Genomic DNA, 14,445 nt, shown 5'->3' with positions numbered 1-14,445 from the left:
ACTAACGATCAGTTGTCACCGATTCGTTCCTCACGCCCGTTCGATATCGCTCTCGTTACTTAACAGAAACCCACGTACGACGCTAGCTCCTCGATTCCCGAAAGAAAGATGGTGAAGCAGATGATCTACGGCACCGAATGGGCGACCCTCTGGCCACCCCTCTTGTCGCGCTTCATCTACAACGTTCAATAGCCAATCGGTAGAGAGGTTCATCGCGATCTCATCCGTGATGTCAGTCGACAGGTAGGACAACCAACCGAGAAGTATGTCGAGGTTGTGAAGCTGGTAGCGCTTCTTGGATTCGAGCGACCTCGTGGCGGCCACCCAATCGACCTTCTGCATCGCAACGAGCACAGCATCCGCGAGCTCGCGAAGCGCGGGCTCCTTAGCCTCCATGAACGCCGCGCGAACACCATCTGACTCGTGCGGCTCGCGCTTGGCGTCTTCCTCGTCGGCATCGCTCGCCGACGGAGCATCAGCAAGCATCGCGACGATAAGCATCGTGCCGAATACCCAATCTGAAAAATTGCTGGCCGCGTCTGCGAGGTCGCGCTCCATTGCTTCGCGTATCTCATCAGCGCAGACGTCAAACACGATCACTGCCGTCTGCGGGGAGATCGAAGCAAGCGCGTCGACAAAGTCGTAGATTTCGAAGGGATGGGATCGAGAGTCTCGCATCGATAGCCACTCCTTGAGCGCCCCTGCGTCTATTCCGCGTTCAAACTCAGCGCTCCACGCAAGTAGATCCCCCGTGCGCCAATCCGTGCACAACTCCTGGATGATATGTGTCCAGTCCATCGCTGTCTGGCGACTACCTGCGACAGAGACTCGCTCAGCAATCACCGATGCCGGAATCGAGTTGCGGATGCGCTCGTAAGCGGCCTCGTGGCTTGAGCGCAAGCCGCTGAACATCCATTTGTATCCGTTTGCTTCCTCCGAGGTCATGGCCGGCAGCCAGTCGATGATGCTGTCTGCGAGCTCCTCGGCGGCCTGGTCGGACAACTTGCGGAACCACTCAGAGGTCCACACGAGGTTGAGAGCGACGCCGCGGTCGCTGCCAGGAGATGCTCCGAGGCACTGGTCTACCAGGGCCTCGGAGACCTCCTCGTCCACGAGGGCACTCGCCCATTGATATCTATAAGTGTCGATCCGATCGAAGACTCGGAGAAGCCAAAACTTACCCGCCGCGTCCACCCGCACGTCGAGCAAGGCGGCCCGGACGCATTCGCGCACGATCGCTCCGATTCCTGACTCGGCCCGGAGCCCCAAATTCTGAAGAGCACGCTCAGCGATGCGAATATGCGACGCGCGTATACGGTCGTCTTGCTCACGAACGAGTCTTGAGTTGGACAGAAAGAGAAGCGCACGATCAATGCGTTCCGTGTCCAGCACGCCGTCAGAGGAGAAGCGCGCTCCTCCAATCTTCATTGCCGTTGAGTCGAGTTCACCTCGCGTGACACCGGCGTCGCGAGAGGTCATCTGTCCGACGCAAACGAAGGCGAACACCAGCGCGGCATCAATGTTCTCAACCGCGCGATCCAACGTGCCAACGATGCGGCGTTCGCCGCCGGAAGCAACGAACATGTATAGCCACGGCTCAGTGGCCGTGCGAGCCGCAAGCTCGAGGCGCTGTTCGGGGGTATCGGAGAACGCCGACCATCGGACTCGATCGTCAAGCTCAGTCATTAATGGGCCAATCGTGTTCAGATTGGCGCGACAGTACGCATGCAACGTAGCGACTGCCTGATTGGCAAGGAGCATCTCGCCATCACGCGGTTCGAGCTGCTCCGTCGAAACCAAGAGCACCGCATGACCATCATCGACAGAAGACTCGAAGGCCGCGATCACATTGCGATCAATAGCTTGGGCATCATCGACGACTGCAAGCACGGGGCCCCGCATTCGCGTCAACTCCGCTACGTCTGCTGGGGTCGCCACTCCAGCCTGTTTCAACTCGACTACCTGCCACCCATCGCGATTGAGTCGACGTGCGGCATGAAAAGCCGTCACCGATTTTCCGGTGCCGCTCGACCCCGAAAGAGTCGCAAACCTCGAAGCCAAAAGCCGCTCAGCCAGCCTCGGCGCAGCCGGCAACTCAGGGCATGCGTTCACATCCGTAGGACGAAGTCTCTCTCCTCGCAGTGCCGCGAGAAAACTTCTACTGCGTGCGAAGGTGACGTGCTTCCAACCCGCCAGCGGGTCCGGTGGCACGAGCTGGGAGGCGACATCTGATAGAGCAGTGTCGGCTGTGCTTCTGATTGCGCCTTCGCCGGTTGCGGACGGTCCGACTCGAACAACGGGCCACCGCTCTTCCAATGGTGCCAACAAAGACTCCACGACCGCTGCGTCGCTTCCGCTGTATCCGAGTACGAGGAGTGTTCGGGGTCGATCCGATAAAGCGACGACGTGATCGAGCACTTCGGACGAAACCACGCCGTCTTCGTCCGGTAGGACCCAATCGTCCTCAGGATGAGCAGCATCGCCGTGCGGCTTGTGGAGCACACCTGTTGGCAACGCCACGCCGTACATGTGCTCGTAGGCACGTTCTACACAGGTGTCCCAGTTGAACGAAACCACGCCCTCGATGTGGCCACTGTTCACGAGACGGGCGAGATCGAAATGGGCACTTGACGGGTCGCGATCAGCATCGAGCGCCGCGAAAGCTGTCTGGAAAGCGGTTCTGACGAGTGGGAAAGCTCGGACCAGCCGCCACCCTTCATCTAGTGCGCTGCGACCTGAGCTCAGGACCTCCTTCGCGCTACCCGCGATGCCGGTTCTCTCGCGCAGCGCGATAAGCGCCTCCGGGACGTCCTCGATTGCCTGCCATAGAAGCGGGGGAAGCTGAGCCGTCATCGGGTAGCCACCGGCAGAAAGCCCGGCGCCAACAACCGCGAAGGCGCCGAACGAGCGGATCATTCCAACCGCCTGAGTGGTGTCTGCAGTCATCATCCGATTCCTATGCCTAGTCCGTCGAATCGAAGACTGACTGCGATGTACGCCTCGGCAGTTCCCATACGAGCCACATAAGGGAGGCTCAGATTAGCCATTCCCTCGGACTCGCTCTCGCGCGCGATCCCGTATCTGCTCGCGCAGCCGCGCGCGAACTTCATCATGAATCGTGGTCGAAACCTCTTCCGCAGTTTCGACGGACACGACAAGCGCGTACCGGACACGATTGCCTGCGCGGAGTCGTTGCGCATCATCCATGCACTCGATGTGGATTGGGAATCCGGCACCGTCGCCGAAGACCATTGCCTGAGTGCCCTGTACGAGTTCGTGTTGCAGGCTTCCGCGGCGCACAGCGAAGTGTTCCCCCTCTACGCGGTCGCCTGCGGCAAGATGGGTGTCTGGTGTAGCGAAGTAGACCTTTGCCGCGCGGTAGCGCTTGAGCTGACCGGCTGTGGGGGCGGCATAAGCGAGGGTGATCGTGAAGCGATGCCATGCAGAGCGCGACCGCAGCGACGGGGGAAGCGGAAGCTCATATGTATGGCGCTGATCGCGCGCTATGAGGCCCCCTGCTATGAGCACAGCGCGATTGGTTGCCGCGCGGCCAAGCCGTGCCGTGTCGAGCTTGCCGTAGCCGAGCAACAATGACAGCTTGCGTCGAACGTCTTGGCCCGTGAGCCCGAGTTCGCGACGTAGGCGCGTCTCCCATTCGCCCCAGCTACTTGCGTGCGCGAGGAGGGCTCGCACGAGCAACGGGTGGTAAAGCGGGTCGGGCAGAGGCGCGTCCTCTGCATCGCCAGTCCCGGATTCGAGGATGTCGAACAGTCTGCTCGCCTCCCGAGTGACCAGGGCGGTGGCATTGCTCGTCCCAAACGTGAAGACCGTGCTGTTCGTCGCGCCTCCCCGACCGGGGCTGGCGACCTGGAGCCCCGGTCCCGTGACTCCCGATGGAGCGATTTCCAGAGTGGTCTGCGCTTCGCCAGGCGTGTGAACGGGCCGGAGGTAGACGGCTCGTCCACCGATGTGATGGACGTCAGGCTTGATCGAGCGGTCGACACCGGGACCGGTCGCGCTGTAGTGCGACGGCGCTCTGGGACTTGTGATGTCCCAGACAGTATCCGGGAGCTCAATGTCACCATATCCATCTTCATGAGTTGCGCCGACGGTGAGCGAGTTGAGTGCATCACCAGGCGGCAGGATGCCACGGAGCAAACTCGTTTCGTAAACGGCGCGCGTCGCGGCCTTCCGCACCGTCTCGACATCAGGCGAGTCAGTTGCGGGAATCGAGATCGCGTCGTGGTGATTGCCTGCGCTAACGATGAACAGCAAGTTGTAGTCGTTCGCGAGCCAATCCAGGAGTCGACCGACTGGGCTCATCCGTCGAGTGAGCGCTCGCGTTTGCGCGCCAATGGAGAGGTTGACGACGCGAACACTCGGAGCAGTCGCCGGTCGTCCGGATTCTCCCACTTGCATGCGACGGATCGCACGGTGCAGAAGGTCGGGTAGCAGTCGGTCCGGCAAGACTTGTTCATGCCCGGTGTGGAACTCGTGTGGGCGCATGATCGGCCGAACGTACAGCTTGCGATCCAATGGCTCACCGGGTGCGGAAAGGTCACCGTGGATGATGAGCGATGCCATCGCCGTCCCGTGGTGGCGGGCCGCCATCGCATAGTCCTCGCCGATCCCGTCGGGGTCATCGACCGTGAGTCGGCCCGCCAACGCATCGTGGTTCTGGAATGGCATGCCGTCCAGCAGTGCGACACGTGGTAGTCCTGCTACTTGCTCGCCGATGGGAAGTTGCACCTCAGCGACCGGGTCCAGCGTCGCTGGAGCAACGTTCATCGGAGTGAACGGGCTGACGAACATCACCTCATCGGTGGTGAGGAGGCGGATAGCCGTCGCTCCGTCTCGGAGGACGGCCTCGACTTGCTGGATCGGCAGCTCCGCCAGGATGGCGTGGTAGCTGATCTCTCCGATCTGCGAGCGGTCCAGGATGGTACCGCCGCTCGCGGTGATGACTTGTTCCACGTGGGATTCGGCGGCTGTTCGCTGTGACGGATCGCTCCGATGCCAGAGTTCGACCTCGACTTTCACGGCGCTGATCGATTGGCCGACGATGGAGAGGGTTTCTTGCCATCGCTCGCGCAGTCCAGTCTCTCGAATGCGGTCTTCCGCGCTCCATCGCCGGATCGCTGTCAACTGCAGGAAGGCGTCTTTGAATTTCCCCAGCCCATACTCGAAGGAGGCAGTCGGGTTCTCCTGCCACTTGCGGAAGAGTCGCACCAGCTCGTCGATCGCCTTTGCGTTCGACATCACAAGGTATAGCGAATGCTTCACCGACTTTTCGGTGCGTCCTGTCTCTCGCTCTGACATATGGAAGTCGTCGTCGGGATCGACCTCGTCGCCGACAAGCTCAGACAGGAACTCCAGCCCTTCGATGCGCTTAATGGCGTTCTGGAAGTCCTTCACACTTCCTGCGAGGTCGAAGACGACGACTAACTCGGGATCAACCTCGTCAGGCATGTCCGCCGCGAGTCGCGCCCGCTCGGCGTCGAATGCCGCCGTGAGTTCGCGAAACTGAGGAGACAATCGCTCACCCTGGCGCCGAGCACCCGGCTTAGTGAGACGCGGCATGTCCCGGTTTGGTTGTGAGGGCCGATCAACGATGACTGGCGGTCCGAATGCCAGGAGCGGCCTGCGCTCCGCGGTCACCCCGCTGCCTGACCACGCCTATGTTCAAGACGTTCCTGCACAATACGACGCAGGTTGCTGTCCGGTAACTCCAATACGGCCCGACGACGCACGTCGAGAGCGAACTCCTCCAGCTCGGCATAGCTGGCCCCAGCCAGCTTGTCGGCCAATGTGCGCGGCGTGAAGCCAAGGTCACCGCCGAGCCTGACTGCGAGACTTTCCAAGAACCTGGTCGCCTGTGCTCTGCTGGGTGCGTCAAGCTCCGCACGAATCTGGAAACGCCGCCAAGCAGCACGATCAAGCAACTCGCTGTGGTTAGTCGCTCCAACGAAGATCACATGCGCAGGGAGTCGATCGATCTGGAGCAGCAGCGTCGATACAACCCGCTTGATTTCACCAGTCTCGTGTTCATCGGACCGTTCTTTCGCGATCGTGTCCAGCTCATCGAAGAACAGAACACATCGCCGGGTCCGGGCGAACTCAAAAGCGTTGTCGAGCCGGGCGGCAGTCTCACCGAGGAAGCTCGACACAACACCCTCGTAGCGGATGACGTAAAACGGAAGCATCAGCTCGGCGGCGATCGCCTCAGCAACGCTGGTCTTTCCGTTGCCCGGAGGCCCGGACAGCAGAAGACGATTTCGCGGTTCGATCCCGTAGCTGCGTAGCAGCTCAGCCCGCTTCTGCTCTTCGATCAGCTCGGTGACGACCCGTTGGGGTACAGAGGCGAGTTCGATGTCGCTGAGCCGACGTGTCGGAACAACCTCTTGGACGAGGTCACGGATCGCTGCCGCCCTGTCATCTCGGACGTGGCTCTGCCCAGTTGTGGTGATGATCTCTGAGAGACGATCCGCCAGGAGATGATGCTGGTTGGCGCGCTCCTCGGCGATGACAGCCTCAACGAGCACCCGGAATCGGTCTTTATCGCCCCTACGTTCGGCCTCAACGAGGTCGAGGAGCAGGTCCGCTCGTGCCATGTCCCGCCTCCTCAGCCGCGTGTGGTGTCATCTGGTCCGATCTTACCGTTGACAGCTCCGAGGCTACCGAGGCGCACCGACACAGATGCAGCTAGCGGCAGGACAAGCGTCGAGGGCCTCAGATGCCAATTTCGGATTACGCGTCCACCGCCTTGGCCTGGCGAGCACGCCGCCGGGTGAGTGTCTCTCCGATGCGGGCATGGGTCAGGAGAACCAGGCTGACGGGTCCGATGATGGTCAGCTTCATCGAGTTCCAGATGCACAGGAGAACCAGGAGGTGCAGCCATCCGGGCCCACCGTCTTCGATGAGATCTCGGAAGGCGGCTGCGCCGAGGAGGTACGGAATGGCGAGAAGCATCGCCGGGACGCCCCACTTGAGTCCGCGGCGGGTGCGGATCGCATCGAGGAGCCGGTTGGTGGGCATGTAGCGGCGCAGGAAGTTGCGGGTGCGGACGCTGAGGGTCCAGATGAGTCGGAGCATGGCGGAGTCCTGTCATGGTCTCGGCGACAAGAACCTTGAAGGACTCACCCGCAAGCGGTGGAGCCATACTGTCGCGACGAGCGACAGCACATATTTAGAGGCCGCCTCGTCATCCACTTTAGAGCCTCTAAGCAGCGTGTTGCATGAACTTCTCGCGGAGCCGGTCATAACCATCACCGGCTATTAGCTGCCAACTGAATCGGAAGATGAACATCAGCGCACCCCGGAGGGCTTGCATCAAGTGTCGTAGCTGTTCCGCTTCTTCTGGTGTGCCTTCATCGGCATGCTTCAGCTTCTCTGCTGCGTTCCGAACTTTCACGAGGCTCAGCGCGACCAACGGCTCCAGAGTCGAGTTCTCCATGGGAGGCTGTCCTGCGTATGCGAAGCACAGCGCTGTCCCACGTTTCGTCGGTACTCGCTGTCCGTTTCGCTCGAACACGAGAGTCTTGTCATCGGGCAAGCTCGAGTCGATCCAGGTCAACACCTCTTGAGTGGTGAAGGACATCCGCAACAATCGGTCGATGAACTCAACCAGGCTAGACGCGGCCTGGGAGACGCCATCGTCAGAGTTGGCAAGCGCGTGCTCAAACCCACGGAGCTTTCGTGCGAGAACATCGCTGAGTTCTGCTGCACGGCGCTGGACCTCATTGTCGAGGAACCCGCGCATCATCGTGGACAGCTCCGACACATCTATGTCGAGTGTGGTGGCTTCGTCATCTCGTATCGGAAGATTCAGCTCAATGAAGTCCATGTCGCGCTTATCGAAGAATGCGCCGATCTGTTGATCGATCTGCAGCGCGCTGTTCAGGAGCACTGCCTGGGCTTCTGTGAGTGCGCCAAGGCTAGAGCGTTCCTGCGCCGAAAGCGGAAGAACGGCATCTTCAATGGCTTGCGCGAGCGGCATCGCGGCCCGAAGCAGACGGCGCGATCCGACAAGAAATAGGGACCAGTCTTGTTCGACAGCCGACTTCAGTCGGTCAAACGTCTTGGTTCCAAGGAGCCGGTTCATGAACCGCTTGCCGTTTCCGTCTTTGTACCGCGCGGCGTAGCGCTCGACTCTGGTCTTGAGCTCAGATTCGTTGAACTCTAGGAACTTCGTGACTCTCTCATCTGGAACACCGTCGGGGAAGAACTGCTCGATACGAACAACGATCCGATCAAACCGGCTCTCCCAGTCTTGTTCTTCGGAGTCATCCAACAGATCGTGGAGCGTGGCCACTCCGACATCGAGCGCTTCCGGCAGCCAGTCGGGTATCCCCAAGAGTCGGTGTACTCGTGAGGGAATACGTCGCAACTCGCTTGCGATAGCCGAGCGATGCTCGGATGCTGGTTCGTCCTCTTGCACTGTCTGATCTCCAATCCCGGTTCCGAGGTTGGAGCTCGTTCCCGACGCTGCTAATAGGTGGTGAGAATCACAGCTCGATTCTACCGAGGGGGTCCGACATCGCGGCCCTGACGAGCCCGTGTCGCAGTAGACACCACGCGCGAATCAGAGGCCTCCGAGGGCAACACCTGACGACGTGCGGCGAGAAGGAACTTCCATACGCGATCGAGTCAAGTCGTGTAGTTGGTCGTAGGCATTCCGGGCGCGGGCCTCGTCGATCTTCTGCCTGGTCGATTCCGCTGCGCCAAGCGCTGACGTAGTCGTGACGCCGTAGCGGTCGCGATAGGCAGCAATCACCGTCGCGCATTGCCGCCAAGTCGCACTCTCCCAAGGCTCTGTGGGCGGCGTGCCGAGGGCTGTCAGCCAAGGCTCTGCGTTGGTCACCGCGGTGTCGAGGCAGAAAACGGCTCGTTGCTCGATAAGCATTCGTCGTTCATCGAGCGCACGCCGCATCTCTGGCGTCATAGCGCCAGTGGCCTCCGGGACGAGCCCAGCGATCAGACGTGGCGCACGGCGAGTACGCCCGGAGCCAGCGGGGCGTGCGGTAGCGCGTTCGACACGGTGATGGATGACAGAGGCAAGATCGTCGGCATCGCCGAGCGGCCGGGCCTGGATCAGGCGCGGAAGCAGGGCGTCGATGTTGTGGTGGTTGGCTTCTGCACGTCGGAGTTCGGCAGACAGCGCACCATAGGCGTCGGAGGCCAGGACATCATCGGTCTGCTCGTCAGTGAGACCGGATGCGCGAAGGAGCCCGGCCCAGCGGTCGTGTTGGGCTGCTTGGGCGATGGTTTCGTACTCGGCCGCGAGCTGCGCGATCGAGCCCCACCGTTCCTGCTCCGCAGTGATGCTCTCGTGGGCGGAGAGCTCGGCACCGACATGCTGGAGCACTCCATAGAGGACAGACCTCGCGGTGGCGTCGGTGTTGTCGCTGGGGTGCGGATGCCGATGGTCGTGGTCGGGCTGGTCGGTGACGACGTAGGCGTGGTTGGCGTGGCGGCCGCGGGTCATGGCGACGTAGAAGTTCTCCCGCGTCGTCGTTGCCGTCACGACAGTGTGGGCGGTGTCGGTGGTGACGCCTTGCGCCCTGTGCGCGGTGACTGCGTATCCGAGATCCAAAAATTCTGAGGCGTACGCGGCTGGCAGGATGATCGCACCTCCGAACCGGCGTCCGTGGGGACGGATGGTGATGGAGCCGTCGTCTCGGACGTTGGTGATCTGCCAGCGGTCGCCGTTGCGGACCCAGGTGTGTCGGTTGCGGAGCCTCCGGTCGTTACGACGAGTGATGACCGTGTCGCCGACGGAGGCGGTGCTGCCATCGTGCAGTTCGATCTCCTTCACTGGGGTGATGGTGCCGTCGATGATGAGGTCAGCACGGGCCCGGTTGTTCAGGGCGGTGACGGTCTCGTTCGTCTCGGCGATCAGGATCGACGCACGTCCGTTCTGGGTGTCGGCTCGCCAAGCCACATAAGCAGCGTCGGTGATGGTGTCGGCGTCGCCGTCGTGGATTCGTTGGTGGTCGAGGTAGGTGTCGATGATGTCGGTGCGTCCGTGCCGCAGGCTCAAGGAGGCGGTCTTCTCCCACTCGTTCGTGAACCGGTGAATATCGACCAGCTCGGGCGCATCGTCACGGTCGGAGACGAGGAGGTTGAACGCGCCGCCGGCGTCGACGGATTGGAGCTGGGCGTAATCACCGACCAGCAGCACCTTCGCCCCCGCCCGCGCCGCTGCATCGGTGATGTGGTCGAGGGAGATGGTTCCGGCGAGGGAGGCTTCGTCGACGATGACGAGCTGACCGGCTTGGAAGGTGGTGCCGTGGAGGGTGTGGTTGCTCCACCATTTCGCTGTGTTCTCGGTCGCGATCCCGAGGTCCTCCGCCAGCACCGCAGCAGCGACCGCAGACGGTGCGAGGCCAACGACAGAACCTCGTCCGTGTTCGGTCTCCCATGCCTGCCGCAAGGCGGACATAGCGGTGGTCTTCCCCGCCCCGGCGGCGCCGACGAGAACATCGATCTGGCGGCCGGAGACGGCGATCGCGGTGAGGGCTGCGGCTTGGTCGTCGCTGAGTACCCGACCCTGCCGATCCGGATGAGTGGTGACCTTTTCGACTGTCTCCAACGCCACGGTGGGTGCTGTGGTGGTGCGGGATCTTTCCAGGAGACGGTCTTCGGCGTCGAGGAGGGTTTTTGATGAGTAAATGTTGGCGTGCGCGGGCCGGAATCTGCTCGACCCATCCGCCCGTTGAAACAGCACCGGGCTCGACGCAAGATCCGGCGGCGACAGACGCAGGGATGCTTGTTGGGCAGCGTCGGCGACCATCCCGGTGATCGCCTCCCGATCCTGCATCGTGGCGAACCGCCATCCCATCAACTGCCGGGATGCCTCGGCGTGCAGATTCCAGCGCTGCCACGTCGAGCGCCGCTCACCGACCGCCTCCATCACCGCCAGCCCGATCTCACCGATCATTTCCAGGGGTACGTCGTCGGCGCGCAGCACCAGCACGGATGCATTTGTGGCGAGCTCGCGTGCCCAGCCGGTTGCGTCCTGGCCGAGGATGCGGCGAGCGCGGCCGCGCCAGTCGGTGGTGAGTTCGGCGAGTGAGTGGATCTCTTTCTCGGGGCGAGTGGCGAGGGTTGCTTGGGCGCGGAGTTTCAGGACGGTCGTGGCGGTGGGTTGCTTACCGTGCTGAGCGACGTAATCGGCGATGAGTCGTTCCTTCTCCTCCTCGATGTGCCTAGTTCGGGTGGAGAACTCGTCGATCAGTTCTTGTGGGACGCCGGTGATTTCCCACGCGGGGCTCCGGTCGCGTCCGCGATCTCGGGCTTCCCAGGTCAGGCCGAGGGTGCGGGTGAGCTGATCGGCGAGGACCGCGTTGTACATCTCCGAGATCGCCACCACCGCCTGATGCATCGGCCGCCCTGCCAGCGTCCGCCACTTCCCGTCCTGCACGGTGAAGACCTTGTTACTCACCACGACATGGGTATGCAACTGCGGATCACCAGCCCGGGAGTCGTAGTGATCGAACGCTGCGGCGGCGACGCCTGCGACATCGACGTGTGCAACCGCCCCGTCGGGGCCAGTTGCACCCACCCTGGTCGATGCAACCTCGCGCTCCATGAACGCAACCAGCTCTGCAACCGCCGCGTGATGCGCGTCTGCGATCAGCGCCTGCGTCCCGGCATCGGCGACAGCCCAGAGCGCGGAGACGGACTTCGGGACGCTGAACGTGTAATCGAACCCCGCCACCGCACGCCGCGTGCCACGCTCGGCCTCTTCGGCTTCGATCTGCACGATCTGCTCCGCCCGTGCGGACGGCCCCAGATCAACAGGCAGGGCTTTGGTTCGGGTCTCGATCCGCTCGCTGACCGACGCGAACTGCTGATACGCCCGCCCCAACGAAGCCTCGGTGATCGGGTCGTGGCCCATACCGATCAGAAGCTGAAGCTGCGCCTCACTCACCTGCGCACCATCGTAGAGCTCGCCACTCCCAAGCGCCGAGAGCCCGGAACCGAGCCAGTGACCGGGCGGGTTCCCTGCCTCGGCGTAGTACCGCGTCAACGGCGTCGAGAGGGAACGGTCACCATCACCGGCAGCGACGGATCGCAGAAGGTACTTGTAGCCGTCGCCGGCAGACATCACGCGCATCGAGACCGTCATGCCGGTCAGGTGGTCGCGAAGCTACCACCAGCATCGGCCGATGCATTCCCACTAGACGTTCACGAAACGCTCCCAATCGCGAGTGTCTTCGACACCACTCGCGCCGTCTCTATTTATAGTCAGCCATTCCTTTGATGAACCGTCTTCGGTACCCCATCCGAAAGCCCTCTCTACGTCGCGCCGACGAGGTTCTTCCCCGTAGGTGACGACGAGGACCCTTGGCTTCACCTCACGGTCAATGAACTCCGAACGTAAAGCGGAGTTCACTGGATGATCTTTGAACGAGTATCCGATTACCAGCCAATCTTCGGCGTTGGAGAGTCCATCAGAGAACATCTCGTACGCGAGGCTAAAAGGGAAACGCGCCACATGCTCTGCTTTATCTCTTCTATTCGCCAGCACCACGACCGGTCGAACATTTGTAGTTTGTTCACGAACAGACCGCCACTGATCTCCGTCTTCGAGCAACTCCCTGGGCAGCTTTGCGTATATCTTGCGATCACGCGTCGCCCAGAAAGTGAGCGACCCGTGCAGGTGGAGCAACCTGACTCTCTTGCCGTCCGGGAACTCACCGCTGCTTGACCGAAGAGCCTGAACCGTGTGTGTGATTTCACCGTCCGCGAGGATGTTCACACGACGGTACCCGTGCCCCATGTCGACTAGATCCGACTGGCACGTTGCCAGCAATGAAGCGAGAAGAAGCGTGTCGTAGTTGAGATTCCCGATGGTCACACGTCCACTGAAGGAGGTCGTGACCGCCTCGACAAGTCGGTGCAGATTCTCGGCCTCATCCACGTACGCGTGGGACCTCTCCGCGATCACCTCGAGGACGTGCGACACACCCGTGTCCCGCACCTGCTCGGCGAACCTGGTAACTCTTCGTATCGCCTTCCGAAGCTTCTTGTCGCGCGGCTTTGTAAGTTCGGCGAGCGCGTCCAAAACGTCCAGAGTCCGGGATTCCGCACCAAACGCGCCGACCAGTGCCTCGAAGTCGTCGGAGCTCCTCGCCCCATCCGGGAGCGTGCGTTCTGCGATCTCTTGCATTGCGGCAACGACATCACCACCGTCGGCCCGCTCGATCCTCCGGAGGACCTCCTCCGTGATGCGCTGAAGATTCAAGTCCGGATTGAACGCGATAGACAGGCCATTGCCGACCAGAACCGCGACGTTGCGCTCGGTGCCCATGTGTAATCCGTCCTCGTTCCTGCGGAGATCTCCTGCTCCAGAACGCTAGCGGAACAACCGCCCGAACCTCTTCTGAAAGACGTGTGGCAGCTCAAAAGCGGGTCAGGAAGCGAAGGCTGCTGACAACTTCACGGACGCTCGCGCTGTGGCTCTGCGGCGAGCGGCGTACCTGGCAGGTGGGGACTATCTCATTAACGGTGTATCCGGCGGTTTCTTTTAGTAGCTTTCAGCGGCCGGGAATCGGTCGCTGAAAGTGATGGCGAAGGCGTTCAAAGCGGGCTTCCAACGCACGGCCCATCGGGTCTTGCCGGCACCGGTCGGATCGAGGGATCGGGTGACCAGATACAGGCACTTTAGCGCAGCCTGCTCGGTGGGGAAATGACCCCGGGCCTTCACGGCGCGCCGGTACCTGGCGTTGAGGGATTCGATCGCATTGGTCGAGCAGATCACGCGCCGGATTTCCACGTCATAGTCCAGGAACGGGATGAACTCCTCCCACGCGTTCTCCCACAGCCGCACGATGGCCCCGTATTTCTTGCCCCAGCGCTCGGTGAGCTCCTCGAACGCCGCCCTGGCGGCCGCAGCGTTCACGGCGGTGTAGATGGGCTTCACGTCCCGTTTGAGCGCGTCCCAGTCCTTCTTCGAGGCCAGGCGGAAGGTATTGCGGATCAGGTGGATGATGCAGGTCTGCACGGTTGTCAGCGGCCAGACGTTGGTGACGACTTCGGGCAGGCCTTTGAGGCCGTCGCAGACCAGGAAGAAGGTGTCTTTCACGCCGCGGTTCTTGATGTCGGTGAGCACGCTCATCCAGAACTTCGCGCCCTCACCGCCGGTGCCGGCCCACAGGCCGAGGATGTCCTTCTCACCCTCCAGCGTCACGCCGATCGCGGCGTAGACGGGCCGGTTGGCGACCTGCCCGTCGCGGACCTTGACGACGATGGCGTCGATGAAGATCGCCGCGTAGACCTCATCCAGCGGCCGGTTTTGCCACGCGGCCATCTCGTCGAGCACCCTGTCGGTGATCCGCGAGACGGTCTCCTTTGACACGGACGCACCGTAGATCTCGGCGAAGTGCGCGCTGATTTCCCCGGTGGTCAGGCCCTTGGCATAGAGCGACAGGACCATCTCAT

The 14,445-nt window shown here is 61.9% G+C and carries 8 protein-coding genes; all 8 read right to left on the bottom strand.

Going from position 1 to position 14,445, the window contains the following annotated elements; genetic code table 11:
• Positions 1-30: 30 nt before the first annotated feature.
• Positions 31-2,946 carry a hypothetical protein gene (locus ACQ3I4_RS03300; RefSeq protein WP_427385417.1) on the bottom strand — a complete coding sequence of 972 codons (2,916 nt, stop codon included), beginning with the start codon at positions 2,944-2,946 and terminating at the stop codon, positions 31-33.
• 93 nt (positions 2,947-3,039) lie between these two features.
• A complete protein-coding gene (locus tag ACQ3I4_RS03295) occupies positions 3,040-5,535 on the bottom strand; it encodes a S8 family peptidase (protein WP_421009189.1) in 2,496 nt (831 codons plus the stop codon).
• 119 nt (positions 5,536-5,654) lie between these two features.
• Entirely contained in the window at positions 5,655-6,611 is a 957-nt protein-coding gene (locus tag ACQ3I4_RS03290) for an AAA family ATPase (protein WP_421009188.1), read from the bottom strand.
• Between the two features lie 136 nt (positions 6,612-6,747).
• Positions 6,748-7,092, bottom strand: coding sequence for a sulfate permease (locus ACQ3I4_RS03285; RefSeq protein WP_421009187.1), 345 nt, complete (start codon positions 7,090-7,092; stop codon positions 6,748-6,750).
• Positions 7,093-7,219: 127 nt separating this feature from the next.
• A complete protein-coding gene (locus ACQ3I4_RS03280; protein ID WP_427385416.1) occupies positions 7,220-8,437 on the bottom strand; it encodes a hypothetical protein in 1,218 nt (405 codons plus the stop codon).
• A 144-nt stretch (positions 8,438-8,581) separates the two neighbouring features.
• Positions 8,582-12,130: a MobF family relaxase gene (gene mobF, locus ACQ3I4_RS03275; RefSeq protein ID WP_421009185.1), complete on the bottom strand. Its 3,549-nt coding sequence runs from the start codon at positions 12,128-12,130 to the stop codon at positions 8,582-8,584.
• Positions 12,131-12,181: 51 nt separating this feature from the next.
• Positions 12,182-13,315: a hypothetical protein gene (locus ACQ3I4_RS03270; RefSeq protein ID WP_421009184.1), complete on the bottom strand. Its 1,134-nt coding sequence runs from the start codon at positions 13,313-13,315 to the stop codon at positions 12,182-12,184.
• A gap of 216 nt (positions 13,316-13,531) precedes the next feature.
• Positions 13,532-14,445 (bottom strand): IS256 family transposase (locus ACQ3I4_RS03265; RefSeq protein WP_430632801.1); only part of this gene is annotated, 914 nt, incomplete at its 5' end.

It is taken from the genome of Zafaria sp. Z1313, from assembly GCF_050563205.1.
Taxonomy (GTDB): domain Bacteria; phylum Actinomycetota; class Actinomycetes; order Actinomycetales; family Micrococcaceae; genus JAZDCJ01.
This window is presented reverse-complemented; position numbering and strand designations above follow the sequence as displayed.